The sequence below is a fragment of the Serratia grimesii genome (assembly GCF_900186025.1).
Taxonomy (GTDB): domain Bacteria; phylum Pseudomonadota; class Gammaproteobacteria; order Enterobacterales; family Enterobacteriaceae; genus Serratia; species Serratia grimesii.
Map to the genome: position 1 here is coordinate 4,018,260 of NZ_LT883155.1, position 25,443 is coordinate 4,043,702.

At 53.3% G+C, this 25,443-nt stretch carries 26 protein-coding genes; 16 read left to right on the forward strand and 10 right to left on the reverse strand.

Annotated elements, in window-relative coordinates:
• Positions 1 to 42 precede the first annotated feature (42 nt).
• Positions 43 to 489: a DUF1198 family protein gene (locus SGBXF1_RS18900; protein ID WP_037422188.1), complete on the forward strand. Its 447-nt coding sequence runs from the start codon at positions 43 to 45 to the stop codon at positions 487 to 489.
• 27 nt (positions 490 to 516) lie between these two features.
• Here the strand turns inward: SGBXF1_RS18900 and SGBXF1_RS18905 are convergent, their stop codons facing one another.
• The 3 genes from SGBXF1_RS18905 to SGBXF1_RS18915 form a co-directional block, all read right to left on the reverse strand.
• Positions 517 to 855, reverse strand: a complete 339-nt coding sequence (locus SGBXF1_RS18905; RefSeq protein WP_037422190.1) for a DUF2002 family protein — start codon at positions 853 to 855, stop codon at positions 517 to 519.
• 102 nt (positions 856 to 957) lie between these two features.
• Positions 958 to 2,148 (reverse strand): MFS transporter, encoded by a 1,191-nt coding sequence (locus SGBXF1_RS18910; RefSeq protein ID WP_186427364.1) that lies wholly within the window; start codon positions 2,146 to 2,148, stop codon positions 958 to 960.
• 94 nt (positions 2,149 to 2,242) lie between these two features.
• Positions 2,243 to 3,256 carry a helix-turn-helix domain-containing protein gene (locus SGBXF1_RS18915; protein WP_186427365.1) on the reverse strand — a complete coding sequence of 338 codons (1,014 nt, stop codon included), beginning with the start codon at positions 3,254 to 3,256 and terminating at the stop codon, positions 2,243 to 2,245.
• A 129-nt stretch (positions 3,257 to 3,385) separates the two neighbouring features.
• Between SGBXF1_RS18915 and SGBXF1_RS18920 the strand changes: the two genes are divergently transcribed.
• Positions 3,386 to 4,426: an alpha/beta hydrolase family protein gene (locus SGBXF1_RS18920; RefSeq protein ID WP_186427366.1), complete on the forward strand. Its 1,041-nt coding sequence runs from the start codon at positions 3,386 to 3,388 to the stop codon at positions 4,424 to 4,426.
• Here SGBXF1_RS18920 and SGBXF1_RS18925 read toward each other — a convergent pair.
• A complete protein-coding gene (locus SGBXF1_RS18925) occupies positions 4,386 to 5,282 on the reverse strand; it encodes a LysR family transcriptional regulator (RefSeq protein ID WP_061808390.1) in 897 nt (298 codons plus the stop codon). The genes SGBXF1_RS18920 and SGBXF1_RS18925 overlap by 41 nt on opposite strands.
• A 106-nt stretch (positions 5,283 to 5,388) precedes the next feature.
• Between SGBXF1_RS18925 and SGBXF1_RS18930 the strand changes: the two genes are divergently transcribed.
• Positions 5,389 to 6,771, forward strand: a complete 1,383-nt coding sequence (locus tag SGBXF1_RS18930) for an MFS transporter (protein WP_186427367.1) — start codon at positions 5,389 to 5,391, stop codon at positions 6,769 to 6,771.
• Positions 6,768 to 7,148, forward strand: a complete 381-nt coding sequence (locus SGBXF1_RS18935; RefSeq protein WP_017893759.1) for a hypothetical protein — start codon at positions 6,768 to 6,770, stop codon at positions 7,146 to 7,148. The genes SGBXF1_RS18930 and SGBXF1_RS18935 overlap by 4 nt, the downstream gene beginning before the upstream one ends.
• A gap of 183 nt (positions 7,149 to 7,331) precedes the next feature.
• Here the strand turns inward: SGBXF1_RS18935 and asr are convergent, their stop codons facing one another.
• Positions 7,332 to 7,802, reverse strand: coding sequence for an acid resistance repetitive basic protein Asr (gene asr, locus SGBXF1_RS18940; RefSeq protein ID WP_130381816.1), 471 nt, complete (start codon positions 7,800 to 7,802; stop codon positions 7,332 to 7,334).
• Positions 7,803 to 7,991: 189 nt separating this feature from the next.
• Between asr and SGBXF1_RS18945 the strand changes: the two genes are divergently transcribed.
• The gene (locus SGBXF1_RS18945; RefSeq protein WP_037422329.1) at positions 7,992 to 8,972 is read left to right on the forward strand and encodes a nickel/cobalt transporter; all 981 of its coding nucleotides are present in this window, start codon (positions 7,992 to 7,994) and stop codon (positions 8,970 to 8,972) included.
• Positions 8,973 to 9,095: 123 nt separating this feature from the next.
• Positions 9,096 to 9,404, forward strand: a complete 309-nt coding sequence (locus SGBXF1_RS18950; protein ID WP_037422211.1) for an ElaB/YgaM/YqjD family protein — start codon at positions 9,096 to 9,098, stop codon at positions 9,402 to 9,404.
• 63 nt (positions 9,405 to 9,467) lie between these two features.
• Here SGBXF1_RS18950 and pdxR read toward each other — a convergent pair whose 3' ends face one another.
• Positions 9,468 to 10,901: a MocR-like pyridoxine biosynthesis transcription factor PdxR gene (gene pdxR / locus SGBXF1_RS18955; RefSeq protein WP_186427368.1), complete on the reverse strand. Its 1,434-nt coding sequence runs from the start codon at positions 10,899 to 10,901 to the stop codon at positions 9,468 to 9,470.
• A 96-nt stretch (positions 10,902 to 10,997) separates the two neighbouring features.
• Between pdxR and SGBXF1_RS18960 the strand changes: the two genes are divergently transcribed.
• From SGBXF1_RS18960 to nrdF, 5 genes are all read left to right on the forward strand, one after another.
• Positions 10,998 to 11,429, forward strand: a complete 432-nt coding sequence (locus tag SGBXF1_RS18960) for a carboxymuconolactone decarboxylase family protein (RefSeq protein WP_037422217.1) — start codon at positions 10,998 to 11,000, stop codon at positions 11,427 to 11,429.
• Positions 11,430 to 11,710: 281 nt separating this feature from the next.
• Complete coding sequence (gene nrdH / locus SGBXF1_RS18965; protein ID WP_037422220.1) at positions 11,711 to 11,947, forward strand: glutaredoxin-like protein NrdH; 237 nt, start codon at positions 11,711 to 11,713, stop codon at positions 11,945 to 11,947.
• Positions 11,948 to 11,955: 8 nt separating this feature from the next.
• A complete protein-coding gene (gene nrdI, locus SGBXF1_RS18970; RefSeq protein WP_017893761.1) occupies positions 11,956 to 12,360 on the forward strand; it encodes a class Ib ribonucleoside-diphosphate reductase assembly flavoprotein NrdI in 405 nt (134 codons plus the stop codon).
• Positions 12,342 to 14,486: a class 1b ribonucleoside-diphosphate reductase subunit alpha gene (gene nrdE / locus SGBXF1_RS18975; RefSeq protein ID WP_186427369.1), complete on the forward strand. Its 2,145-nt coding sequence runs from the start codon at positions 12,342 to 12,344 to the stop codon at positions 14,484 to 14,486. The genes nrdI and nrdE overlap by 19 nt, the downstream gene beginning before the upstream one ends.
• Positions 14,487 to 14,494: 8 nt before the next feature.
• Positions 14,495 to 15,466, forward strand: coding sequence for a class 1b ribonucleoside-diphosphate reductase subunit beta (gene nrdF, locus SGBXF1_RS18980; RefSeq protein ID WP_037422227.1), 972 nt, complete (start codon positions 14,495 to 14,497; stop codon positions 15,464 to 15,466).
• Between the two features lie 77 nt (positions 15,467 to 15,543).
• Here the strand turns inward: nrdF and SGBXF1_RS18985 are convergent, their stop codons facing one another.
• Both SGBXF1_RS18985 and SGBXF1_RS18990 read right to left on the reverse strand, forming a co-directional pair.
• Positions 15,544 to 15,756 (reverse strand): DUF1289 domain-containing protein, encoded by a 213-nt coding sequence (locus SGBXF1_RS18985; RefSeq protein WP_084797472.1) that lies wholly within the window; start codon positions 15,754 to 15,756, stop codon positions 15,544 to 15,546.
• 72 nt (positions 15,757 to 15,828) lie between these two features.
• Positions 15,829 to 16,569, reverse strand: a complete 741-nt coding sequence (locus tag SGBXF1_RS18990) for an SDR family oxidoreductase (protein ID WP_186427370.1) — start codon at positions 16,567 to 16,569, stop codon at positions 15,829 to 15,831.
• Positions 16,570 to 16,692: 123 nt separating this feature from the next.
• Here SGBXF1_RS18990 and SGBXF1_RS18995 point away from each other — a divergent pair, with 123 nt between their 5' ends.
• Positions 16,693 to 17,586, forward strand: a complete 894-nt coding sequence (locus SGBXF1_RS18995) for a LysR family transcriptional regulator (protein ID WP_037422245.1) — start codon at positions 16,693 to 16,695, stop codon at positions 17,584 to 17,586.
• Positions 17,587 to 17,613: 27 nt separating this feature from the next.
• On the opposite strand, the gene SGBXF1_RS19000 is transcribed toward SGBXF1_RS18995, so the two are convergent.
• Together SGBXF1_RS19000 and SGBXF1_RS19005 are read right to left on the reverse strand one after the other, a co-directional pair.
• A complete protein-coding gene (locus tag SGBXF1_RS19000; RefSeq protein WP_186427371.1) occupies positions 17,614 to 18,558 on the reverse strand; it encodes an MBL fold metallo-hydrolase in 945 nt (314 codons plus the stop codon).
• Positions 18,559 to 18,694: 136 nt separating this feature from the next.
• The gene (locus SGBXF1_RS19005) at positions 18,695 to 20,050 is read right to left on the reverse strand and encodes a 2-hydroxycarboxylate transporter family protein (protein ID WP_037422251.1); all 1,356 of its coding nucleotides are present in this window, start codon (positions 20,048 to 20,050) and stop codon (positions 18,695 to 18,697) included.
• 326 nt (positions 20,051 to 20,376) lie between these two features.
• On the opposite strand from SGBXF1_RS19005, the gene SGBXF1_RS19010 reads away from it, so the two are divergent.
• The 4 genes from SGBXF1_RS19010 (at position 20,377) to proW (ending at position 25,399) form a co-directional block, all read left to right on the forward strand.
• Positions 20,377 to 21,975 (forward strand): ATP-binding protein, encoded by a 1,599-nt coding sequence (locus SGBXF1_RS19010; protein WP_186427372.1) that lies wholly within the window; start codon positions 20,377 to 20,379, stop codon positions 21,973 to 21,975.
• 11 nt (positions 21,976 to 21,986) lie between these two features.
• Complete coding sequence (locus tag SGBXF1_RS19015; RefSeq protein ID WP_037422259.1) at positions 21,987 to 22,673, forward strand: response regulator; 687 nt, start codon at positions 21,987 to 21,989, stop codon at positions 22,671 to 22,673.
• Between the two features lie 406 nt (positions 22,674 to 23,079).
• Complete coding sequence (proV, locus tag SGBXF1_RS19020) at positions 23,080 to 24,282, forward strand: glycine betaine/L-proline ABC transporter ATP-binding protein ProV (RefSeq protein ID WP_037422262.1); 1,203 nt, start codon at positions 23,080 to 23,082, stop codon at positions 24,280 to 24,282.
• Positions 24,275 to 25,399, forward strand: coding sequence for a glycine betaine/L-proline ABC transporter permease ProW (gene proW / locus SGBXF1_RS19025; protein ID WP_186427373.1), 1,125 nt, complete (start codon positions 24,275 to 24,277; stop codon positions 25,397 to 25,399). Before proV ends, proW begins: the two co-directional genes overlap by 8 nt.
• Positions 25,400 to 25,443 lie beyond the last annotated feature (44 nt).

Below are 25,443 nucleotides of genomic sequence, written 5' to 3' on the forward strand. Positions count from 1 at the left end.
TCCTGCCAAATACTGGCGTTCTGAGAGTGTAATAAATCATAAATGACCTGGATCATCATCGCTGCCCTGATCGTTGTATTTATTATTGGTTACCGCATTTTGACTTCCGATACGCGCAAAGCCATCGACTCTCTGGCCCATTTGCTGAAAGTAAAACCGATGTTGATTGAATCGATGATTCAGGAGATGGGCAGCCGCAACAGCCAGACTTTTATCCGCGTGCTGAATAACGGTTACACCGAAGAGATGCACCAGGCGGCCTATTTGCTGTTTATCTATCTGACCTTTATCAAACAGGCAGATGACCACCAGATAGCGCTGTGGCGGGAAACGCTGGTACGCGCCGGGCTGTCGCCGGAACTGCATGCCGAACACACTGAAGCTGCCCTGTTTTACTTTGCCGATCTGGATATAGATGCCTTTGAACTGGCGCAGTTTCGCCGCGCTTACAATGAGCGTTTTAATCAGGAAGCTATCGCAAATTGGTGAAGGTGTCCCCCGCAGGCGGGGGAGGCATTACTGAAACATGCTGTAGATATAGCGTGAAAGCGCATCACGCGAGCTGAAGCCGTGTGGAATGCCGTAACGCGCACTCGGGGCATCACTGCTTAAATCCAGGGGAAACTCAAGGTACTGATCGCTGGTGCGCACCGGTGAGGTCGGCGTGGCAAAATGCACGCTTTTCTCTTTCAGTGCAGGGTGGATCACCAACGCGGTTCTGCCCATCCGCGCTTCACGATTCACATACACGTAGTGCTCACCCTTGCGGTAACCATAAGACTGGTCGGTGACATAATCACGCTCAAAGCCAGTATTCTCCAACACTCTAGCCACTTCATCCGGCCGTAAATACATCGATTTCTCCTCTCGTTCTGGACCGCTGAGCGACCTTACCGCAATCATGAGATGAAACAATAAATTTTTCGGTATGAATGTGGGTTTAGGAATAATCCTTAATCATATATTTTGCCGGTTTTGCAGCAGTAAACGCAGCGTCAGCAAAGCGCCCATAAGCACCATCAACGCAGCCGCCAGATAGATCGAAGGCACTCCCATGTGGCTCATTAACAAACCAGCCAACGGCCCCGTGATCCCTAACGCCAGATCGAGAAATGCCGAGTATGTGCCCAGTGCTGTGCCCTGATTTTGCTGTGGCACTTGCTTCACCGCCTCCACGCCCAGCGCCGGGAACACCAACGAGAAACCGGCACCTGCCAACAACGCTCCGGCCTGCACCATTAGCGGGTCCGTAGCCAGCCAAATCAACAACAACCCGATAATCTCAATCAGGAAAGACACTAGCGTGACTTTTAAGCCACCGTGGCGATTAATCGTCTGGCTAAATATCAGGCGGATACCGACAAAGGCAACACTGAACAGCGTCAGTGAGAACGCGGCCCCGCTCCAGCCTTTATCAGCATAGTAGAGGGTGATAAACGTGGCGATGACCCCAAAACCCACGGTACCCATTGCAAGTCCCAGACCGTAAGTCCAAATACGTCCCAACACTGCGCTAAAGGCAATACGCTTACCGGCGGCGATCGTCACGTTGGGCTTCGCACTCGCCAGCCACAGCGAAACCGCCACCGCCAACACGATCAACGCCGCCACCCCGGCCAACCCCCAGTGCTGATTGAGGTAAACACCGAGCGGTGCCCCGGCAGCCATAGCACCGTAAGTCGCCACCCCATTCCATGAGATAACCCGGGCGGTATGCAACGGCCCCACCAGGCCAATCCCCCATAGGGTAGACCCCGTACTGGCAAAGCTTTCGCCGACGCCGAGAAACACCCTGCCAATGCACAGCAGAATTAAACTCAGCAACGGCAAACCGCTGAACCAAAAAGCCATGGCATAAAACAGACCGCTCACACCGCAACAAGCCAGCCCGAATAAAACCACTTTTTTCGGTCCGAGCTGATCGGCATAGCGACCGGCATGCGGTCGGCTAAACAAGGTAGCGAAATACTGGGCACTGATGATCAAACCAGCCAACACCGAGTTGTAGCCCAGATCGTTATGGACAAACCCTGGCAGCACCGCCAACGGCAAGCCAATGGTCAGGTAACAAACGAAGGTGAACATCACGACCGATAAAATACGTTTATTCAATTGGAGATTGTTTTCTTTGGAACTGATTGCGGTCATCGAAGGTGGCTCGCATCGAACGGGGTAGGCAACAGTACTCAGCATACCCCGATGAGATCCGATGATAAATGTGAGAGTTATAACGAATTATTATTTAACTACGCGTTTGTTGCCTGCGCCATTCGCTCGGATTTACACCATAAATACGTAAAAACTCGCGGTTAAAGTTCGACTTGGTGGTAAAGCCCGCCGCCTGCATGATCTCGGTTACCGAACGGTCATCGGCAAGCAACCACTGCGCCGCTTGGCAGATACGCAGTTGATTAACATATTGCGACACATTCATACCCGCATGCCGATTGATGGCTTGCGACACTCGGCGTGCCGGTAAGCCAACTTTTCGCGCCAACCGCGCCAGATTCAGCTCTGGTTCCAGATAAAGATCATCCTGTCGCAGCCGTTGCTGCACCAGTGCAAACCACTCGGCCAGCCGCTCTTCATCCTCGGTGATATCCTCCGTCGGTTCTGGCAGCGCATCCACCGGGCTTTCCGATGGTCGGCTGCTGGCCAGCACCAAACAGAGGCTTAACGCCACCAGCAAATTAACGATGGTGGCAATCCAACCGGCATGTCGCCCATCAAACAGTGAAAAATCGAGTGTAATCACCAGATCGGCTATTGCTACCGCGATCAGCAACATGCCCAATCCGCGCCACAACCGATAACTGAGCCAGCTCTCCGCCAGCGCCACTTGCTGCAAGCTGTTCTCACCACGCCGCAGTGCATACAGCAGCGCCACGCCATAACCCAGGTCGGTGCCAATGATCAACATATCCAACCAAAAAGGCGCGACCAAACTGGCCAACAACGTCAGGCACAATGGCATCAGGTGCCACAATTCACGCCGCCTTAACCTGCCCTGTGTACTGACTAAAAATGCCAAATACGTTAGCGTCGGGATCGCCACCGCGCTCAAAGGCTGCAACCCATTTAATTGGGTCAAACCATAGCCGTAACGGATGCCCACCAGCAGACTTTGCCAGGCACACAACAGCAGCAATAACTGAAAGACCCAGCGTCGCGCGCGTGGTCGCCCCAGACGGTACAGCAGCCCCAGGCACAACAAACCAAACAGAAAAGTGAGGGGAATAAGCGGCATCGTCAGCATCTTGTTGTCTTCACACAGAACCGACAGTGTACTGTTAAAACAATCATTTAACGACCCGGATCGCGTTCGAGGTCGCCGGGTAACACCGATAATGTCACTCTCTCGCCGTTGACACATTGAGGAGTGAAAATGAAAAGAGCGTTGTTGTTATGGTTACTCTTATGTGGCGCAGCGAGCGCCGCCCCTTATCAGGTTGCCACCCGGGATGACATTTTTCAGACCGGATCACGTGCGTTGACCAGCCGAATTTACTACCCCACCACAGCGATGGATGGATCACATATTATCGGAGCAAATCACGTTTTTATCGGTATCAACAGCCAGCCGGATGCCCCTATAGCTAGTGGTCACTTTCCGCTGATCGTGATCAGCCACGGTAGCGGTGGCAATAACAGCAGTCAGGCTTGGCTGGCGGCTGCTCTGGCCCAACAAGGCGTGATAGTGGTGGCAGCTAATCATCCCGGTAGCACCACAGGTGATTCAGTCCCCGCGCGCTCCGCCGAACTGTGGTTACAGACCGAAGATATTTCCGCCTTGATTAGCGCCATCACGGCAAATCCCCTCTGGGCTCAGGCCATTAATCGTAAAGCAATTGGGGTTATCGGCCATTCAAAGGGGGGTTACAGCGCGATTGCCGTCATAGGTGGCCGAGTCAGACTTACCGATTTCATCCGCGGTTGCCAGCAAGCCCCACGATCGCCCAATTGCCAGTTTTATACCCAGGCCAAGGTTGATCTGGCGACGCTCTCCACCCAGCAATTTAATGCTGACTATACCGATCCGCGTATCCGCTTTGCCGTCGCCCTCGATCCCGGCATGGTGCCTTATCTGCTGCCTGCCAGCCTGCGTCGGCTCAGCGCCCCTTTATTGGTCGTCGAACCTCAACGTTTCGAACCAGACAGCCAGATACCTGGCCTTGGCGGTGCTGCACTGGCCACAGATGCGGGGCAGCAACCGATTCACGCACTACGGTTGTCCAGAGGAAATCATTTCGATTTTATTCCGCTGTGTCAGCCCAATGGACGTCAAATACTGGCAGCAGAAGAGAAAGATGCAGAGGTGTTATGCGCCTCTTCAAAGGCGCAACGCGAATGGGTACATCAGCAAACGGTGGCTAGCATTCTGACCTTTATTCACCCCTGGTTACCTGCTCACGTAGAAAATCGATAAACGCCCGTACCTTTTCCGGCACATGACGAGTATTGGGGTACAGGGCATAAATACTCTGTTCAGGGAAGCTGTGATCTGGCAATAAACAACACAGCTTTCCTGATGCTATTGCCGGCTGTACCAGCCACGCCGGTAGCAGTGCCACGCCAGCCCCATGCAAGGAAAACGCCAGTAGCGCAGAAGCGCTGTCGCCCATTAACGTGGCAGCGTCTTCAACCTTGAACAGCACTACTTGCCGTTCAGGCGTCACAACCTGCCAACTCAACGGCGAACTGAGTCGACTGTGGGCGATCCACTGTGCCTGTGCCAATTGTGTCAATGAATCAATAGGATGGCGCGTCAGATAATCCGGTGAAGCGACCGGCAGGATAGCAAAACTGTCCAGTAAAGCCGCCCGGTGGCTAGAATCAGCCAACTGCCCTAGACGGATAGCCACGTCAAAGCGCTCTGAAATTAAATCGGCATGATAAGAGGAGGAAACATGCTGAATGCGCAGACGTGGATGCAAGCGGGAAAATGCAGCCAAAGCCGGCACCACGACCTGAGCCCCGTATTCCGGCGTGGTGGTGATACGCAATACCCCGCTCAACCCGTGGTGATCGCGACGCACGTCATCCAACACATTATCCGCGTCTTGCAGCAACCGCAGGCAGCGTTGATAAAAGCGTTCACCCGCATCAGTAAGAGCTAGCCGCCGAGTGCTACGCACCAGCAATGACACCCCTAGCTCACTTTCCAACTGTTTGACATTGAAACTGACTACCGCCTTGGTTTGTCCCAGCGCGACCGCGGCAGCAGTGAAACTGCCGGCGTCCACCACCGCCACAAAGATAGCCAAACGCTGTAGGTTAAGCATGTTACTGCCCTTTATTGTCAAAATTATTTTGACAGTGTAATCGCTCGCAGCTGATTTATCCGCACTTTCCCGCCAGCTACACTGCTTGCCTTCAACCGGAGGCACCATGCCCTATCGCATCAAAGTCGCAATCGTCTATCTGCTCGGATTTTTTGTCGATCTGATCAACATGTTTATCGCCAATGTCGCTTACCCGTCGATCGGGCATGCATTTCATGCTTCAGTCGGTGAATTGGCCTGGGTCAGCAATGGCTATATTCTCGGCCTGACGCTGGTGATCCCACTCAGCGCCTGGCTGGCACAACGCATTGGTGGGAAACGGGTATTTTTGTTATCCCTGACAGTGTTCATGCTGGCGACCGCCGCAGCCGGTTATGCTGGTTCAATCGGTGAGCTGATTGGTTGGCGAGTGTTGCAGGGGATGGGGGGCGGTTTGCTGATCCCTATAGGCCAAACGCTAACCTATCAACTGTACCGCAGCCACGAACGTGCCGGGCTTTCTGCCGCCATTATGCTGGTCGGTCTGCTGGCACCGGCGTTATCACCGGCGCTGGGTGGGTTGATTGTCGACAGTCTTGACTGGCGTTGGGTGTTCTTCGCTAACTTGCCATTGGCAGCGCTGGCGCTCTTGCTGGCTACACTGTGGTTGCGTCCGCAAGCGTCAGACGCCCAACCCAGGCCACTCGACATTAACGGACTGCTCTGCGCCTGCACCGCTCTGACGCTGATCTTGCTTGGTCTCACCCGGCTGGGTGAAACCGATGGCCTGCTACAAGGCCTCTTATTACTGGTCGCAGGGACATTGGCGCTGACCTATTACCTGCGACGCAGTCTGCGTATCACACAGCCCCTGTTGAACCTGCGACTGATACAAGAGCCGTTGCTGCGCACATCTATGATCATTTATCAATGCATACCTGGTGTGTTTATCGGCGTCAGCCTGGTTGCCATGTTGTATTTGCAAAATCAGCTCGGGATGCATGCCGCGCAGGTCGGCAGCCTGATGGTGCCTTGGTCTTTGGCCTCATTCCTGGCCATCACGCTGACCGGAAAAAAATTCAACCGCGTTGGCCCACGCCCCCTGTTTATCGTCGGGTGTCTGCTACAAGGGCTGGGTATTCTGGCGCTATCGCAGATTGTCCACGCCACTGAGCATGGGTTGCAGGTGGCGGCTTTCGCCCTGATGGGCTTTGGCGGCAGCCTGTGCAGCAGCACAGCACAGAGCAGCGCCTTCCTGCATATTGCCGACGAACAATTGGCAGATGCCAGTGCGCTATGGAACATCAATCGGCAGCTCAGTTTTTGCCTGGGTGTCGCCCTGCTCAGCCTGCTGCTGAATCTGCTGCTTGAACATTTTTCACCCGCCGTCGCTTACCAAAGCTGTTTTTACCTGGCCGCCGCCAGCACGCTGATCCCACTGCTGCTGTGTCTGCGCATCGCTAACCGCGCCATCGTGCGCCGTCTCAATACTCAACAGGAAGCTCTATGAACCGCTATTTTACCGAAGTGATCGACGCTCATGTCGCCATTGAAAACTGGCTGGAGAAAGGTGCAGGGGAAGAACAGGCCTTATTGGCACGTTTTGACCCGGCATTCAGCATGATCGCGCTGAACGGCAGTCGGCTGGATTTCGCCGCACTGAGCGCCTTTTTCCACGCGCATCGTGCCGCTAAACCGGGGCTGGAAATCACTATAGAAGAGATGACGTTGGTGGCCGAGTGGCCGACCGGCGCGGTGGTCAGCTACCGTGAAAAACAAATGTTGCCTGGGCAGGCGGCAACACTACGCAACTCCACCGTGGTGTTCGAGCAGACCCAAACCGGGCTGGGTTGGCGACACCTGCATGAAACCACGTTGGCGCAGTAATCAGAGAAAACCGTCGGCCAGGAACAATTCCCAGGCGACAATCAGCCCACACAGGGTAACGGCGCTGAAAATCACTTCGAATAAATAACGATTGATCATCATGAGCTAGCCCTCAAAAGAAAACACCCGGCAAAACCGGGTGTTTAAATATTATCTGGATACTGCGCTACCCGCAGACTTTACTTATTTAGCGGCTGGAGCTGCTTTTTTGGTCGCTTTGTGGTGCTTTTTAGCGGCCTGAGCTTTCTGCACTGGCGCTTTTTTGTGGTGTTTTTTAGCAGCCTGAGCTTTCTGCACTGGCGCTTTTTTGCTTACTTTGTGGTGAGTTTTAGCAGCCTGGGCTTTCTGGGCTGGGGCTTTAGTGGCCGCTTTGTGGTGCTTTTTTGCGGCCTGAGCTTTCTGCACGGCTGCTTTTTTGTGGTGCTTTTTAGCAGCCTGAGCTTTCTGTGCTGGTGCTTTTTTGGTTGCTTTATGATGCGTCTTCTTATGATGAGTGGCTTTAGCTGGAGCCTTCTCAGCAGCTGCTGGTGCAGCTTTAGTCATGGTTGCTGCTGGAGCTGGAGCCGCAGCTGCTGGAGCTACTGCATCAGCAGCGAAAGCAACAGAAGACAGACCCATGGTAGCAGCAACGATCAGGGCTAATACTTTTTTCATCTTTAATTCCTCAGAGTGTTTTTTCAGTAAGCCCCGTTGGGCCGTTGAAGCAGATACTAGAGGAATCGATGAGCCGCTTCCGTGAGTGATTGGTTTCGCCGAGTAACCAAATGTACAGCGCTTGTGAACCGCGTACACAAGTCTATGCTGGAAGCTGAAGACCCCCTTTTGCTACAGGCTGGCAGCACCATGAAAACTTCATCGATGAAAGTCACACCGGCAAATTTTGCCGGTCTGGGCGCTGGTGCCCTGTTGCTGCTGGTTATGCTCTATCTGTTCACCCGCCACTGGGCAGAGTTCGTCCAATACTGCATCAATGCCCAAATCTATATGCACCGCTATCTGGTGCTGTATTTGTTGCAACAGCGCAATCATCAGTACAGCGGTGGAGTAATGCTGGCGTTATGCAGCTTTATCTATGGTTTCCTGCATTCTGTCGGCCCTGGCCACGGTAAGTTTGTTATCACCACCTATCTTGCCACTCACCGCAGACAATTGAACGCCAGTCGACTTATCACTCTGCTCGGCAGCCTGATGCAAGGCGTTGTGGCAATCCTTTTCGTCCTGATACTGGCGGTGGCGCTGAACTTGTCGATGGGTGATTTGAGCCTGAGCCGTTACTGGCTGGAAAAAGGCAGTGCTCTGTTTATCGCCGCTTTCGGCCTGGTGGTGATCCTGCGTGCCATGGGGTTACGCCGGCGCAAGCTATCGACATTCAAAACACTGAGGCCGTTAACAGCAACCACGCAGCACAATCCTGAAGACGATTGTGGCTGTGGCCACCGGCATCTGCCTGACGCAACAGAACTGACGGGAGGCTGGCGCAATGCCCTGTGGCTTATCGTTTCTATCGGTATCCGCCCTTGTAGCGGTGCAATTCTCATATTGGTGTTTGCCAACGCCGTTGGCATGTTCACCTGGGGCGTGATATCCACCCTCAGTATGGCGCTGGGAACGGCGCTGTCGATCATGATTCTCGCCACGCTGGTACACCATGCACGTGAAAAATTTATCGCCGCCAACGACCATTTGACAGGTAAACGCCTGGCGCAAGTGTCACGGCTGGCCGTTATTTTAGGCGGTATATTGTTGATTCTGTTCGCACTGGTGCTGTTCAATTCGGTCATCCCGGTTAGCGCCAACGGAGACTTTATTGCCGCCGGTTGCTGATGGCATCTATTACGTCGCTATCGGCCGCGAAAACAGAATTAAATGGCAGTTTTTTCCGTGATCACCCACACAGTTTGAAAAATGGTCTACACTTAATAGACATGTGTCGAAACGGAGAATCGAATGTTTAAGAGATCAGAAAAAGTAGAACGCGACATCGATCAAGACGTTACCCTTCTGGCCGATACGCTGGATGAAGTGTTACGGGAATCCGGTGACAAGACCAAAGAGGAACTGAAAGAGCTGCACAGTAAGGCAAAAGGTGTATTACGTGATGCCCGTGCGCGCTTCAATGGTTCCAGTAATCTGACACAGCACGCTCGCGATGCCGTCGAACAAGCCGATAGCTACGTGCGCGACAAACCTTGGCAGGGCGTAGGAATCGGGGCCGCAGTTGGCATCGTCCTTGGCGTTCTGTTGGCCCGGCGTTAACACCCCTTGCAGTCATAAAGATAAAACAGATGTGCGTCTGGCCCGCGGGAAACCGCGGGCCGTTTAATTTCCGCTATTGAATACCGCGGCCAATCTGGCCACTGCCTGCTCTGCTTCTAGCTGCTGAGTAAAATTGGCAAATCCCATAAGTAGACCAGCGTTTGCCGGGCCGGTGATATGCCAATCCGATAATGCCTGTACCGACAATCCACGCCGCCAAGCCTCCTCTGCCAAGGGCCGATCCTGCCCATTCGCTGTTAAACGCGCCAGCAACTGAATGCCACCAGCCTGAGATGCTACCGTCAGGTGCTCAGCCAATTGTTGCTCAAGCGCCTGCGCCAGCCACCCACGTCGCTGGCGGTAGATTGGCCGCATCCGTTTCAGATGGCGATAAAAATGTCCCTGATTGATGAAGTCCGCCACACTGGCCTGCATCAACGGTGGGCAACCACAGCCCCGCAGCCGACTGTTGTGACTAAAAGCGTCCATCAGCCCAACAGGCACTATCAAATACGCCATGCGTAGTGCCGGAAACAGCGTTTTGCTGAAGGTACCGGCATACAATATCCGCCCCTGACGATCGAGGCTTTTCAATGGCGGTAGCGGGCGTCCGTGATAGCGCACTTCACTGTCGTAGTCGTCTTCAATGACCCACGCCTTCTTCTGCTGTGCCCATGCCAGCAATTCCATACGTCTCGCCAGACTGAGTGATACCCCTAGCGGGCTTTGGTGAGTCGGCGTCAGCACTGCCATGCTTGCCTGAGGTGCCCTGGCTATGCCGACAGCAACGTTCATGCCCTGCTCATCAACCGGAACCGCCACTGGCCTCATGCCAGCAGCTTGAAACAGCGGTAGCGTCACCGGATAGCCCGGATCTTCCAGCCAGACCTGATCGTCCGGCTTAAGCAGGGTACCGATCACCAGATCCAGCAGCGCCTGATACCCGGCACAGATGAAGACCTGCTCTGGACGGCAACTGATGCCACGTGAAAGTTGCAAATAATTGACTATCGCCGCACGGAGTTCAGGCAAACCCTGCATTGACGGATGCGCCAGCGAAGCCAGCGGACTGGTGCGTAATTGGCGACCGACAATCCGCTGCCATAGCGCACGCGGAAAGACATCCAGCGCCGGTAACCCCAACTGAAACGGCTGGGTAGCTCCATTGGGATGTAACGGATTCGCCGTCACTGCCGGTAAAGGTTCAGTCGTCAATGTTGCACGCACAGGTAGGTTCTGCACCTGTGGCGAAACATAGGTACCCGCCTGCCCCCGGCTTTGCAGAAATCCCTCAGCGATCAGCTGACCATACGCGCTTTCCACCGTGGCGCGCGCCACACTCAAATCGCTCGCCAGCCCACGAACCGAGGGCAACCGACTGCCTGCTTGCAAGGTTCCCTGCGTAATGGCGTCTTTAATTCTCAGATAGATTTGCCGGTACAAAGGATCAGCAAGCTGGCTGTCCAGCTGCAAGGAGGAAAGAAATTGACGCATCATGGCCTGATAAAATAATCATTTTATGGCCCTATAGCATAGTCCATATTGCCGTTAAAGTAGCGCCATGATTCTGCTACTCGCTAACCGAGGTTGACCATGATTAAGCAACGCTTGAACTATTCCGAACTCTCTCCCGCACCTTACAAAGGCATGGTGAACGCCCTGATGGCGCTGGAAAAAGGTGCACTGGACAAGACAACCATTGAACTGATGTTTATGCGCGTGTCGCAGATCAACGGCTGTGCCTACTGCCTGGATATGCATGGCAAAGCCCTGCGTGAAAATGGTGTTAGTAACGCCAAACTCGATACATTGGCAGGGTGGCGTGTCAGTCATGAATTCAGCGCACGCGAATGCGCGGCGCTGGAATGGGCAGAATCCGTCACGCTGATCGCCGCGACCGGCGCACCAGACAGTGCATTTGAAGCGCTAAAAGCGCATTTCAGCGATGCCGAAATTGCCGATTTGACCTTCGCCATCAGCATCATGAATGCCTTTAACCGCCTGGCCGTCAGCATGCGTCAGTGATAAAAGTGCACCTCCCCTCTCGCTTCGGGAGGGGTTTATCGTCGATAACCGCCTGCAAAAATTTTTTCCTCACCGTATTTCCAGCCCCGCTGCGGCTTGCGCGCAAACCTCAAAAAAACACCATATATAGCGTGGTTGATAAATTAAATATCTACATATAGTATTTAACCCATCAACCGCAGGGAACATGTAGCGGTCGATAACGCCGTCAGAAACGCCGTTCAATGCTCCGTTATCTGACCTGTCCGCCTTTCCTTCAACACAAAAGGTAAATGCGAATCATGAGCATTATTATTTACAGCAAACCAGACTGTGTCCAGTGCAATGCCACCTATCGCGCATTTGATAAACAAGGGATTGGTTATCAGGTGATCGACCTCACTCAAGATCAACAGGCGCTGAGCCATGTGAAATCCCTTGGCTACCAGCAGGTTCCGGTGATTATTGCCGGTGACGATCATTGGTCCGGTTTCCGGCCCGATAAAATTGGCGCGCTGGCTCACGCCCTTGCGTCCTGAGGCCAGCCATGAACCCGCTGGTCTACTTCTCCAGCAGTTCGGAGAACACCCACAGGTTCGTTGAAAAATTGGGACTACCGGCGATGCGAATACCGATCGCCGGTGCCCGCAGCAAACTGCTGATGGAAACACCTTATATTCTGATTGTGCCCAGCTATGGCGGCGGTAGCGCCGTGGGAGCCGTACCAATCCAGGTGATCCGCTTTCTCAACGATCCACAGAATCGCGCTTTCCTGCGCGGCGTCATTGCCGCAGGGAATACCAACTTCGGTGCAGCGTACGGCATTGCCGGCGACATCATCGCCAAGAAATGTCAGGTGCCTTTTCTCTATCGTTTTGAGCTGCTCGGCACCACACAAGACGTTGCAAACGTTCGACAGGGAGTAACCGCATTTTGGCAACGACAGAACTGACCAGACCCGCCACTAGCGCGCTGGATTACCATTCGCTCAACGCGATGCTCAATCTTTATGATGCTGAAGGCCATATCCAGTTTGATAAGGATCGGTTGGCGGCGCGGCATTACTTCCTACAACACGTCAATCAGAACACCGTGTTCTTCCATAACCTGGAAGAGAAACTGCGTTATTTGGTGGAAGAAGGCTATTACGAGCAAAGCGTACTGGCGCAATACGACTTCGCCTTTATCAAGCAGCTGTTCCAGCAGGCGTATGCGAAAAAATTCCGCTTCGAGACGTTTCTCGGTGCCTTCAAGTACTACACCAGCTACACGCTGAAAACCTTTGACGGCAAACGCTACCTGGAACGCTATGAAGACCGCGTGTGCATGGTCGCCATGACGCTGGCCGCTGGCGATACCGCACTGGCGCAAGATCTGGTAGAGGAAATGATTTCCGGTCGCTTCCAGCCGGCGACGCCAACCTTCCTCAACTGCGGAAAACAGCAGCGCGGCGAACTGGTTTCCTGCTTCCTGCTCCGCATTGAAGACAACATGGAGTCGATCGGCCGGGCGGTAAATTCTGCGCTGCAACTGTCGAAGCGCGGCGGCGGCGTAGCATTTTTGCTGACCAACATCCGTGAGGTCGGTGCGCCGATCAAGCGTATTGAGAACCAGTCATCCGGCGTGATTCCGATCATGAAAATGTTGGAAGACGCTTTCTCTTACGCCAACCAATTGGGCGCACGTCAAGGGGCCGGTGCCGTATACCTCAATGCGCATCACCCGGATATCCTGCGTTTCCTCGACACCAAGCGCGAAAACGCCGACGAGAAAATTCGCATCAAAACGCTGTCGCTCGGCGTGGTGATACCAGATATCACTTTCGAGCTGGCGAAGAATAACGAAGAGATGTACCTGTTCTCGCCGTATGACGTTGAACAGGTGTATGGCGTCCCCTTCTCTGAAATCAGCGTCAGTGAGAAATACCGCGAAATGGTGGATGACAAGCGCATCCGCAAATCGCGTATCAATGCACGTGAGTTCTTCCAGGTACTGGCGGAGATCCAATTTGAGTCCGGTTACCCGTACATGATGTTTGAAGATACCGTCAATCGTGAGAACCCGATCGCCGGACGCATCAATATGAGTAACCTGTGTTCGGAAATCTTGCAGGTTAATCGCGCCAGCACCTACCACGATGACCTGAGCTATGACCAGGTAGGCAAGGATATCTCCTGCAACCTCGGCTCGCTGAATATCGCCAAAACCATGGATGCGCCGGACTTCGGCAAAGCCGTCGACACCGCAATCCGCGCGCTGACGGCCGTGGCGGACATGAGTGACATTCGTTCTGTGCCGTCGATCGCCGAAGGCAACCGCAGTTCGCACGCTATCGGCCTGGGTCAAATGAACCTGCATGGCTATCTGGCACGCGAACGCATCTTCTATGGCTCTGAAGAAGGTATCGACTTCACCAATATCTACTTCTACACCGTGGCTTACCACGCCATTCGGGCCTCTAACCAACTGGCGATCGAGCGCGGTAGCGCATTCGGCGGCTTTGAGGATTCCACCTACGCCTCCGGCGAGTATTTCAGCAAATACACTGAACGGGATTGGTTGCCGCAAACCGAGCGGATTCGTGCGTTGTTCACCGACGCCAATATCGCCATCCCGGGCCGCGAAGAGTGGTTGGCTCTGCGCCAGTCGGTGATGATGCATGGGCTGTATAACCAAAACCTGCAGGCAGTGCCACCAACAGGTTCTATCTCTTACATCAATAACTCGACCTCCAGCATCCATCCGATCGTGTCACGCATCGAGATCCGCAAAGAGGGCAAAATTGGCCGTGTGTATTATCCCGCGCCCTATATGACCAACGACAACCTGGAGTACTACCAGGATGCCTATGATATCGGGCCGGAAAAGATCATCGACACCTACGCCGCCGCCAGCCAGCACGTCGATCAGGGGCTGTCACTGACGCTGTTCTTCCGCGATACCGCCAGCACGCGCGACATCAACCGCGCACAGATTTACGCCTGGCGTAAAGGCATCAAAACCATCTATTACATCCGTCTGCGCCAGATGGCGCTGGAAGGCACTGAGGTGCAGGGCTGCGTGTCCTGTGCGCTGTGAGGCAACTTATGAAAACCATTAAACCGGCACAGTTGGTGCGCGCAATCAACTGGAACATCATTGAAGACGACAAGGATCTGGAGGTGTGGAACCGTCTGACCTCCAACTTCTGGCTGCCAGAAAAAGTGCCGTTGTCGAACGACATTCCGTCGTGGGCAACATTGACGCCAAAGGAACAGCAACTGACCATCCGAGTGTTCACCGGCCTGACGCTGCTCGATACCATTCAAAATACCGTCGGGGCACCGGCACTGATCGCCGATGCCATTACGCCACACGAAGAAGCGGTGTACTCCAACATCAGCTTTATGGAAGCAGTGCACGCACGTTCTTACAGCTCTATTTTCTCGACGTTGTGCCAAACACCAGACGTTGACGATGCCTACCGCTGGAGCGAAGAAAATCGCGCGCTGCAAAAAAAGGCCAGCATCATTCTGGCCCACTACCGCAGTGACGATCCGCTGATGAAAAAAGTCGCCAGCGTGTTCCTCGAATCATTCCTATTCTATTCGGGCTTCTATCTGCCGATGTATTGGTCGAGCCGCGCCAAACTGACCAATACTGCCGATTTGATCCGCTTGATCATCCGCGACGAAGCAGTGCACGGCTATTACATTGGCTATAAATTCCAGAAAGGGTTAGAGAAGGTCGATGCCGCCCGCCGGCAACAGGTGAAAAACTTCGCCTTCGATCTCATGCAGGATCTGTATGACAACGAAGTGCGTTACACCGAAGAGCTGTACGATGGCGTGGGCTGGAGCGAAGATGTGAAAACCTTCCTGCACTATAACGCCAACAAGGCGCTGATGAACCTGGGTTACGAAGCGCTGTTCCCGCCAGCGATGGCGGAGGTCAATCCGGCGATTCTGTCGGCGTTGTCACCGAATGCCGACGAGAACCACGACTTCTTTTCCGGCTCCGGCTCGTCTTACGTGATTGGCAAAGCGGTCAATACCGAAGACGACGACTGGGATTTCTGAGGGTAATAGCAAGGGCGAATAACTTCGCCCTATAACGATAACAGATGAACGGGTGCAGCATACAGCACCCCTGCGGCTTAGATATTCGCGGCTCGCTGCCGGATGCGTTGCCAGATGGCCCGCTTTTCATCGTCATCGGCGCTCGACCAGGCGGCGATTTCATCCAGCGTGCGCCAACAGCCGCGGCACTGCGCTTTCTCGGTGTCGATCTGGCAAACATTATTACAGGGTGAACGGACGCCATCGTCAATCTGGCTGCCCGCCTTCCTTCTTCTACTACGGCCTACCATTAAACGCTTCCTCGCGGTGGATTTCCCGCTACAGGATACCTGATCCCGCTGCGGAAAAACCGGTCGAAAGCATCAGATAATGCCACCATTGGCACGCAGGGTTTGGCCGTTGATCCAGGCACCGTCGGCACCGGCCAAAAATGACACTGCCGCCGCAATATCCTGTGGCTGGCCCAGACGCTCTAACGGTGCCATTTTTGCCAGGCGCTCTATCAGTTCCGGCGTTTTACCGTCCAGAAATAACCCGGTAGCCGTTGGCCCCGGCGCGATGGCATTCACCGTGATATTACGACCACGAAGCTCTTTCGCCAGCACGCTGGTCAACGCCTCGACCGCAGCCTTAGTGGCAGCATACATGCCATAGCTCGGCTGCAACAACCCAACAACACTGGAAGAAAAGTTGATGATACGTCCGTTATCACGCAAGCGTTTCGCCGCTTCACGCAGGGTATTGAACGTACCTTTCAGATTGATATCAATCAGCCTGTCAGCCTCGGCATCGCCCATTTCAGCAACTGGCGCCAATGCAATCACCCCTGCGTTATTCACCAGAATATCGACGCCGCCAAAAGCCTGCTCTGCTCGATCAAACAGTTGGGCAACGGCCATGGCATCACTGACGTCTGCTTTGGCGCTCAGCGCGCGGCCGCCGTTTTGTTCAATTTTACGCACAAGTTGATCTGCCAAGACCTGATTACCCGAATAATTGACGATCACGGTCATACCGTCGGCGGCCAGCCGTTCGGCGATGGCCGCACCGATGCCACGTGATGCGCCGGTTACGATGGCAACGTGTTGTGAAGTGGTGTTCATTTGATCTCTCCTCGTCAGGTATGCGCCTGCGCCTTGCTGGCGTGAGATCATCATGCACCTTTCGCGATAGCGAATAATCCCCTACTCTTCGTTATCACTATCCGAATTTAGCGAACAATACTTATGGACAGGATTGACGCCATGCGCCTGTTCACCCGCGTGGTGGAACAAAGCAGTTTTACGCAGGCGGCACAGGATCTGGGCCTGCCGCGATCAACGGTGACCGATGCGATCAAGCAACTGGAGGCCAGGTTGCAGGTGCGGCTGCTGCAACGCACCACTCGCCACGTCAGCCCAACGCTGGATGGCGAGGCCTACTATCAGCGCTGCCTGACCATTCTGGCGGATATCGAAGATGCCGAAATGGCCTTTGCCGGTGCCAAGCCGCGCGGTCTACTGCGCATCGATGTCCACGGCACGTTAGCACGCCATTTTCTATTGCCGGAGTTACCCGATTTTCTGGCGCAATATCCAGATATCGAATTGTTCATGAGCGAAGGTGATCGGCTGGTGGATCCCGTGCGTGAGGGTATCGACTGCGTGGTGCGCGTCGGCAGGCTAAAAGACAGTGATATGGTGGCACGTCGGTTGGGTGAACTTGATGAAGTGACCTGCGCAGCGCCTGACTATCTGCAACGCTTCGGTACGCCACATAGCCTCGACGAACTTGACGGGCACCGCATGGTAGGTTTCCGCTCTTCGGCCAGCGGCACAATAATGCCCCTGGAGTTTAATGTCGCGGGACAATCACACCAGGTAACCCTGCCCTGCACCGTGTCGGTTAGTGCAGCCGAAAGCCTGGTCGCTGCTGCACAAATGGGGCTGGGGATTATCCAGGTACCGCGCTATCACCTGCGCGACAGTCTGGACAACGGCAGCCTGTTACCACTGTTGCCACAATTCCCGTCCACACCAATGCCGGTGTCACTGCTGTATCCCCGTAACCGCCAACTGTCGCCCCGTGTTCGGGTATTTATCGACTGGTTCAGCAAGGCATTTGCCGCCCGCAACGGTTAAAAGCCGCCCAGCGGGGCGGCCTGCAATTTACATAGCACCGTAGTCCAGCGGTATCCAACCGTATCCGTCGCCTTGTTTATTGAGATAGCCTAACCCCGGAAATGACAGATGTGCTCCGCCCACCAGCTCACTCTTTTTGGCGCTATCACCAAAGACTCGCAGCCGCTGAGTGACTGCGGCTTTCGCATCGCTGTCAAAGCGTATGGCAACACGCGGGTGAGGAAGCTGCACTGCCGCAACATGGATCAGATCGCCAATCACCAGCAACTTTTTACCTTCGCTCTCGACCAGATAAATGCTGTGACCCGGCGTATGACCGTGGGCCGCGAATGCCGTGATCCCCTGAGACAACTCACCGTCACTGTTGAAAGGTTTAAAGTGCCCAGCGGCCTGATAAGGCTTTATCGCCGCCATCGCTCTTTCGAACGACGCCTTGTCTTCGGCCTTCGCCTGCGTCAATCGGCTCTCGTTCAGCCAAAAATCGGCATCCTGCTGACTGGCTCGCACCACTGCATTCGGGAACATCGCCTCGCCGTTTTGCGTGAGGCCACCGAGATGGTCCGGGTGCATATGCGTCAGATAAATTTCGTCAACCTGCTGTGGCTGGTAGCCGGCAGCTTTCAGATTGGAGATCAACTTGCCCAGTCCGTCCCCCAGCAACTTGCCGGCGCCGGTATCTATCAGGATCAACTTGCTGCCGGTGTTGATCAGGTAGGCATTAACCGAGGTGACTACAGGTAGACTTTGATGATGCTCGACCAACGCGGTTTCGATCTGTTTTGGTGAGCTGTTCAACAGCAATTTATCCGCCGGTAAACGAATGATGCCATCGGACAACACGGTGATTTCGTAACTGCCCAGCATAATGCGATAGAAGCCTGGCGATGGGCTTTTCACCTGTGGCGCGGCAGCAGAAACGTGCAGCGACATGACAGCCAACGCAGCACCCAGCAGGTAGTTTTTCCAGAACATAATGACTCCTTATTGTAAATTCAGCAGCGCTAAGTATTAACGCAAAACGCTGAGCCTGCCCGCCTGGTCAATACGCAGGCAAAAAAATCCCCGCGGGGGCGGGGAAAGGCAAAGAAAACGAAGGTCTTTTTTTAAGTTATACGAAGAATTTGGCCAGAACTAACAGAGAGAGGGATACGTTGATCGCACCGCCAATACGGGTGGCGATTTGGGCAAACGGCATCAGCGACATGCGGTTACCTGCAGTAAGTATGGCAACATCACCGGTACCGCCTTGCCCACTCTGACAGCAGGACACAATGGCCACATCGATCGGGTGCATACCAATTTTTTTACCCACAAAGAACCCGGTTGCTACCAGCGTGCAAACGGTACTCACAATCACTACCAGGTTTTGGATAGTGAAGGCATCAACCAATTCTTGCCATGGGGTGATTGCTACACCGACGGCAAACAGAATTGGGTAAGTTACTGCTGTACGGAAGAACTTATAGACTACTTGAGACCCTTCCTGAATACGCGGAGAAACACCATGCGCCAGCTTCACTGCCACCGCAGCGAACAGCATACCGACCGGTGCCGGCAGGCCAATCATGCGGTGCAGCAACATCCCGACCATGTACAACAAGATGGCCAGCAGCGCGCCACAAGCAATGGTGCTGACATCCACCTTGCCACTGACTTTTTCCACCGCACTCATTTCGCTATCGCCCTGCTTGTTCGGCATCAGGCTGCCTTCACCGGTCAGGTGCGGGTAGCGTTTACCGAGTTGGTTCAGTAAACCGGCGAGCACAATGGCAGTCAGACCGCCAAGCATTACAATCGGCAGAATACGGCCCAGTGCCACACCCTGATCCATATGCAGAATTGCTGCGTAACCCATCGACAGCGGGATAGCCCCCTCACCGACGCCACCGGCCATAATGGGCAAAATCAGGAAGAAGAAGATCTGGAACGGTTCCAGCCCCAGAGCCATTCCGACGCCCATACCTACCAGCATGCCGGCAATTTCACCGCACAGCATTGGCGCAAAGATGCGCAAGAACCCCTGAATCAAGACCTGGCGGTTCATGCTCATGATACTGCCGACAATGATGCAGCAGATATAGAGATAAAGGATGTTGGTCGACTTATAGAATTTGGTGGTCGACTCCACCACCACATCCGGCAGCAGGCCATAATGCACCAACGCAGAAGGGATAAAGGTGGCGCAAATCGCTGCTGCCCCCATTTTACCTATCAAGGGTAAGCGCTTGCCAAACTCACCACAGGCAAAACCAAAGAAGGCCAGAGTGGCAACCATCACCACAATATCGCTCGGTAATTTCCCTTCCAGACAATCGAGTAAAATAAGCACACCGGCCAGAACAAAGAATGGCACCGGAATAATTCCTACTTTGTAATTGTCCAGTATGTGCCACCATTTTTCCCGCAACGGTATTTCAGCGTTTTTTTCTTTGGTGACGAGGTAAGAATCATCTGTTGTGCTCATAATCTGGCCTCTTATTAGTTTGTTCAGCCATCATAGAGAAACGCACGGATTATCTGCTGTGATTTTGTTCAAAATTAAAAAGGGTTTTTAATGGTGGTTATGGTTTCTATGGTGTTAATTGTGATTATGTAAAATACGGCGTGGATTTAATGGTGTTAATGTTATTTTTACTTCAAAGATTACCCATTTTATTGCAACTACCGAGCAGTCTGTCGGATAAGGATAATCCCGTGGCTGTGATCACAAGTTGATCCGGCGCAATATTACATTAACTGCGACTCATGGTAGGGTAAGCACTCAGGATTTTTCAGGGTGAACCCCAGGCCATGCGCATAAAACTCTCATTTCAAATCAAACTTTTTCTATGCCTGGTTGCCTTCTCCTGCCTACTGCTGACGTTTATTGGTGCTTACACCTACTATCAGCTCGATGCCCAGTTGCACCGAGACCTCGGTGCACGTGCACAGGTGCAGGCACGGGAGATCGCTCTGATCCCGTCACTGGTCACCGCAGTAGAAAACAATGATTCGGTAAAAATTGCCGCCTTGATGAAAAAAATACGCGCCAGCAGCGATGCCAGCTATATCGTTATCGGCGATAAACAGACCCGGCATCTTTATCATTCCGAATACGCCAATATTGTTGGCACCCCGATGGTTGGTGGTGACAACAAAGAAGTGTTAGAAGGTAAAAGTATTATTTCCATCCGCAAAGGCGGCATTGGTATTTCATTGCGCAGTAAAGCACCGATTATGGATGAAAATAATAATGTCATCGGTATTGTTTCTGTTGGTTACCTTAAATCACATATCGACAACCTAAATGCAAGAACCCTAACGCAGATTGTAGGATCGATTGTATTGCTCTTAATTGCGCTGTTTGTATTTTCCTGGTTGTTATCCAAGAATTTAAAACGCCAGATGTTCTGGTTGGAACCTAAAGAAATTGCATTATTGGTACGCCAGCAAAAAGCCTTGCTGGAAGCGATTTATGAGGGCGTCATTGCCGTCGATCCCCAACTGCGAATCATCACCATTAACCACGCAGCACGGGAGTTACTGGATTTGCGGCAACCTGCCGGGGTCCTGATGGGTCGTGAAATCGGTGAGGTGATTCAGTCTCAACCTGACTTTTTCGGCGCTTCACAGCTAGACCACGATACTCACGATGAAGTGTGCCGCTTTAACCATGTGCGTGTCATTGCCAGTCGCGTACGCATCATGCAGGAAGAAGAGTTGCAGGGCTGGGTGATCAGCTTCCGCGACAAGAACGACATCAATACCCTGAGCAGCCAGCTCAGCCAGGTCAAACGTTACGCTGACAATTTGCGGATCATGCGTCATGAACAACTAAACTGGACTGCTACCCTCGCGGGGCTGCTGCATATGCAACGCTACGACGAAGCGATTCGCTATGTCGAGGCGCAGTCGGAAGGCGCACAGGAGATCCTCGACTTTATCTCGCAGCGTTTCAGTTCTGCGGCGCTCTGTGGGCTACTGTTGGGCAAATACTCCAGTGCGAAGGAAAAAGGCGTTGAGCTGCGTTTCGACCCCGCCTGTCAGCTACGGCAAATCCCGGCAGCGCTGAATGAAACCGAACTGATGTCGATCATCGGCAATTTGCTGGATAATGCGGTAGACGCGACACTGCGTTGTGCTCCGCCGCATGAGGCCGTAGAACTCTATATCAGTGATAACAGCAACGAACTGGTGATTGAAGTGGCCGATCACGGTACCGGCATTGCAGCGGAGATCCGTGATACGCTGTTCGAACAAGGCGTCACCACTAAAGATGACAAAGGTGACCACGGCATTGGCTTGCATTTGGTCGCCAGCCATGTGGCCCAAGCGCATGGCAGTATAGAAGTGTCGGACAACGAGCCGCACGGCGCTATTTTTTCTTTGTTTATCCCTAAACAATCTTGAGCACCCGAATCATGCAACCTGAAGCACTGGACGTTTTGATCGTGGAAGATGAGCCACAGTTGGCAACACTGCACGCCGAGTTCATTGAGCAGAACTTTACCCTGCGCGTAGTGGCCTACGCCGCCACGCTGGCCGAAGCCAGAGCCAAAGTCAACGCACACCAGCCGCGTCTGATCCTGCTGGATAACTTTTTGCCAGACGGCCAGGGGATTGAGCTCATGGAAGAGGCTGCGGTGAAAAACCCGGGTTGTTCCGTGATCTTTATTACCGCCGCCAGCGATATGAACACATGCAGCCAGGCGATCCGTAACGGCGCTTTCGATTACATCATTAAACCTGTGTCCTACAAGCGACTACGCAATTCACTGGAACGCTTTATGCAGTTTGTGCAAACCCAGCAGACGTTCAAAGTGATCGACCAAAGCAATGTCGACGCGCTGTATAACCTGCAATCCAAACAGTTCTCCAGCGAACCCAGCGCCAAGGGCATTGAAACCAATACGTTAGAGCTGGTGCAATCGCTGTTTATCGACCAACCAGAGGTTGCTCACGCAGTGGAAGATGTCGTAGAGAAAGTCGGCATCAGCAAAACGACGGCCCGACGTTATCTGGAATACTGCGTCGCAACCCAGTTTGTACGCGTTGAGATGATGTACGGCAATATCGGCCATCCACGTCGCTTGTATCGCAAGGCGTAAACTGACATCTGGTTGTCATAATGACAGGATAATATGCCTGCGGCGATATCCCCTCGATATCGGCACCTGTCGTTGAAAACTGATGAAATACTGATGACTTTTACCCGACCTCTGGTCGGGTTTTTTATTGCCGTGAAACAGGCTCGAGCAGAGAAATAACTGCATTAATTCAGAATCATTATTCTTACTTAAAACCAGACATTTATGGGGAATATCAGGTATGAATAATGGAATATTCACCTCAGTACCATAACCAATAGAAAACTTGATGTAAATCGCTAATATCCCATTCATCGGATATTGAGGGTTGTCTCAGATATTCACTGTGTTAGGGTATAGGGGACTATTATTTTCTATTGGGAATTTTTTATCGTTTGATAATTCATCAGAGGAAACAGCAAATTGCATGGCAATTAAACTCGAAGTAAAGAACCTATATAAGATATTTGGCGAACATCCGGATCGCGCTTTCAAACTGATTGATAAAGGCCTGACAAAAGACCAACTGCTTGAAAAAACCGGGTTATCATTGGGCGTAAAAGACGCCTCTCTGGCCATTGAAGAAGGCGAGATATTTGTCATCATGGGGCTTTCCGGTTCCGGAAAATCTACCTTGGTACGCCTTCTCAATCGTCTGATAGAACCCACCCGCGGACAGGTGTTGATTGACGGTGAGGATATATCGAAAATATCCGACAGCGCACTGCGTGCCGTACGCCGTAATAAGATCAGCATGGTGTTTCAATCATTCGCTTTAATGCCGCATATGAATGTATTGAATAACACCGCATTCGGTATGGAATTAGCCGGTATTCCGCCACAGGAACGTCAGGATAAAGCCCTCGAGGCCCTGCGTCAGGTCGGTCTGGAGAATTACGCTCATTCCTATCCCGATGAACTTTCCGGTGGGATGCGTCAGCGCGTTGGATTAGCCCGTGCTATGGCGAATAATCCGGATATATTATTGATGGATGAAGCTTTCTCAGCACTTGATCCATTAATTCGTACCGAAATGCAGGATGAACTGGTTAAATTACAAGCCCAGCATCAACGTACCATTGTCTTTATTTCCCACGATCTGGATGAAGCAATGCGTATTGGCGATCGTATTGCCATTATGCAAGGCGGAGAAGTGATTCAAGTTGGTACGCCGGAAGAAATATTAAATAATCCGGCCAATGATTATGTCCGTACATTCTTCCGCGGCGTCGATATCAGTCATGTCTTCAGCGCCAAGGATATTGCCAAGCGCCGTCCTGTCGCGCTTATTCGTAAAACCCCCGGTTTTGGTCCGCGTTCGGCATTACAGCTGCTGCGCGATGAAGACCGCGATTATGGTTATGTTGTTGAACGTGGAAAGAAATTTATCGGCGTTGTGTCGATAGATTCGCTCAAGCAAGCGCTCGCTGCCAATCAAACATTGGATGATGCACTGCTGGAAGCCCCCGCCCCAGTACCGGCCGATATGCCACTAAGCGAACTGATTTCATTGGTCGCCCTGGCACCTTGTGCGGTACCCGTGGTCTGCGAAGAAAATAACTATATCGGAATTATTTCCAAGGCCATGCTGTTGCAGGCCCTGGATAAAGAGGGCCCAACGAATGAGTGATACAACACAAGATCCATGGGCCACTGCGCCTGCCGACGCTGGTGCCAGTGCCGCACCGGCCACTGACGCTACAAGTTCAGCGGCACCCGCGGGCGATGCCTGGTCCAGCGCACCGCCGCCAGCCACCCACGATGCAGCCAATCAGGCTGCACAGGGCGCTGACTGGCTTAACAGTGCACCGGCGCAGCCTGAACATTTCAACCTGTTGGATCCGTTCCATAAGACCTGGGTGCCGTTTGACTCCTGGGTAACTCACGGCATTGATTGGCTGGTGCTGCACTTTCGCCCGCTGTTCCAGGGGATCCGCGTACCGGTCGACTTTATCCTCAGCGGTTTTCAACAACTGCTGCTGGGCATGCCGGCACCGATCGCCATTGTGCTGTTCTCGCTGATTGCCTGGCAGCTTTCCAGCCTGAGTATGGGTGCCGCCACACTGGTCTCACTGATTGCCATCGGCGCTATTGGTGCCTGGTCGCAGGCCATGGTAACGCTGGCGCTGGTACTGACAGCCCTGTTCTTCTGTATCGTCATCGGGTTGCCGCTCGGCATCTGGCTTGCGCGCAGCAAACACGCAGGCAAGGTCATACGACCGTTGCTGGATGCCATGCAAACCACACCAGCCTTCGTCTATCTGGTGCCGATCGTCATGTTGTTCGGTATCGGTAATGTGCCGGGGGTGGTAGTCACCATTATCTTTGCTCTGCCGCCGATCGTACGTTTGACCATTCTCGGCATTAAGCAGGTACCCGAAGATCTGATAGAAGCCGCGGAATCCTTTGGTGCCAGCCCACGCCAACTGCTGTTTAAAGTGCAGCTGCCATTGGCGATGCCGACCATTATGGCCGGGGTAAACCAAACGCTGATGCTGGCACTGTCGATGGTGGTAATCGCCTCGATGATCGCCGTCGGCGGTCTGGGCCAGATGGTACTGCGTGGTATCGGTCGCCTCGATATGGGCCTGGCCGCCGTCGGTGGTGTTGGCATCGTGATCCTGGCGATTATTCTGGACCGCCTCACACAGTCTCTGGGACGCGATCGTCGCAGCAAAGGCATGGGGCGTTGGTACGCGCACGGCCCAATCGGGTTAGTCGCCCGTCCATTCATCAAAAAGCCTTAATCGCCTTCCCCCGGCGCTAGCCGGGGGTATCGGTCGTCCCTATA

What these genes read in the sequence shown, in the direction of transcription:
- pdxR (WP_186427368.1), bottom strand. Translation starts at nt 10,901, where the DNA reads ATGATGCGTCAATTTCTTTCCTCCTTGCAGCTGGACAGCCAGCTTGCT.
- SGBXF1_RS18995 (WP_037422245.1), top strand. Translation starts at nt 16,693, where the DNA reads ATGGACAGGATTGACGCCATGCGCCTGTTCACCCGCGTGGTGGAACAA.
- SGBXF1_RS18950 (WP_037422211.1), top strand. Translation starts at nt 9,096, where the DNA reads ATGTTTAAGAGATCAGAAAAAGTAGAACGCGACATCGATCAAGACGTT.
- proW (WP_186427373.1), top strand. Translation starts at nt 24,275, where the DNA reads ATGAGTGATACAACACAAGATCCATGGGCCACTGCGCCTGCCGACGCT.
- nrdH (WP_037422220.1), top strand. Translation starts at nt 11,711, where the DNA reads ATGAGCATTATTATTTACAGCAAACCAGACTGTGTCCAGTGCAATGCC.
- SGBXF1_RS18935 (WP_017893759.1), top strand. Translation starts at nt 6,768, where the DNA reads ATGAACCGCTATTTTACCGAAGTGATCGACGCTCATGTCGCCATTGAA.
- SGBXF1_RS18960 (WP_037422217.1), top strand. Translation starts at nt 10,998, where the DNA reads ATGATTAAGCAACGCTTGAACTATTCCGAACTCTCTCCCGCACCTTAC.
- SGBXF1_RS18920 (WP_186427366.1), top strand. Translation starts at nt 3,386, where the DNA reads ATGAAAAGAGCGTTGTTGTTATGGTTACTCTTATGTGGCGCAGCGAGC.
- SGBXF1_RS19000 (WP_186427371.1), bottom strand. Translation starts at nt 18,558, where the DNA reads ATGTTCTGGAAAAACTACCTGCTGGGTGCTGCGTTGGCTGTCATGTCG.
- asr (WP_130381816.1), bottom strand. Translation starts at nt 7,802, where the DNA reads ATGAAAAAAGTATTAGCCCTGATCGTTGCTGCTACCATGGGTCTGTCT.
- SGBXF1_RS19010 (WP_186427372.1), top strand. Translation starts at nt 20,377, where the DNA reads ATGCGCATAAAACTCTCATTTCAAATCAAACTTTTTCTATGCCTGGTT.
- SGBXF1_RS18905 (WP_037422190.1), bottom strand. Translation starts at nt 855, where the DNA reads ATGTATTTACGGCCGGATGAAGTGGCTAGAGTGTTGGAGAATACTGGC.
- SGBXF1_RS18930 (WP_186427367.1), top strand. Translation starts at nt 5,389, where the DNA reads ATGCCCTATCGCATCAAAGTCGCAATCGTCTATCTGCTCGGATTTTTT.
- SGBXF1_RS18910 (WP_186427364.1), bottom strand. Translation starts at nt 2,148, where the DNA reads ATGACCGCAATCAGTTCCAAAGAAAACAATCTCCAATTGAATAAACGT.
- SGBXF1_RS19005 (WP_037422251.1), bottom strand. Translation starts at nt 20,050, where the DNA reads ATGAGCACAACAGATGATTCTTACCTCGTCACCAAAGAAAAAAACGCT.
- SGBXF1_RS18900 (WP_037422188.1), top strand. Translation starts at nt 43, where the DNA reads ATGACCTGGATCATCATCGCTGCCCTGATCGTTGTATTTATTATTGGT.
- nrdF (WP_037422227.1), top strand. Translation starts at nt 14,495, where the DNA reads ATGAAAACCATTAAACCGGCACAGTTGGTGCGCGCAATCAACTGGAAC.
- SGBXF1_RS18925 (WP_061808390.1), bottom strand. Translation starts at nt 5,282, where the DNA reads ATGCTTAACCTACAGCGTTTGGCTATCTTTGTGGCGGTGGTGGACGCC.
- nrdI (WP_017893761.1), top strand. Translation starts at nt 11,956, where the DNA reads ATGAACCCGCTGGTCTACTTCTCCAGCAGTTCGGAGAACACCCACAGG.
- SGBXF1_RS18915 (WP_186427365.1), bottom strand. Translation starts at nt 3,256, where the DNA reads ATGCTGACGATGCCGCTTATTCCCCTCACTTTTCTGTTTGGTTTGTTG.
- SGBXF1_RS18945 (WP_037422329.1), top strand. Translation starts at nt 7,992, where the DNA reads ATGAAAACTTCATCGATGAAAGTCACACCGGCAAATTTTGCCGGTCTG.
- SGBXF1_RS18990 (WP_186427370.1), bottom strand. Translation starts at nt 16,569, where the DNA reads ATGAACACCACTTCACAACACGTTGCCATCGTAACCGGCGCATCACGT.
- SGBXF1_RS19015 (WP_037422259.1), top strand. Translation starts at nt 21,987, where the DNA reads ATGCAACCTGAAGCACTGGACGTTTTGATCGTGGAAGATGAGCCACAG.
- proV (WP_037422262.1), top strand. Translation starts at nt 23,080, where the DNA reads ATGGCAATTAAACTCGAAGTAAAGAACCTATATAAGATATTTGGCGAA.
- SGBXF1_RS18985 (WP_084797472.1), bottom strand. Translation starts at nt 15,756, where the DNA reads ATGGTAGGCCGTAGTAGAAGAAGGAAGGCGGGCAGCCAGATTGACGAT.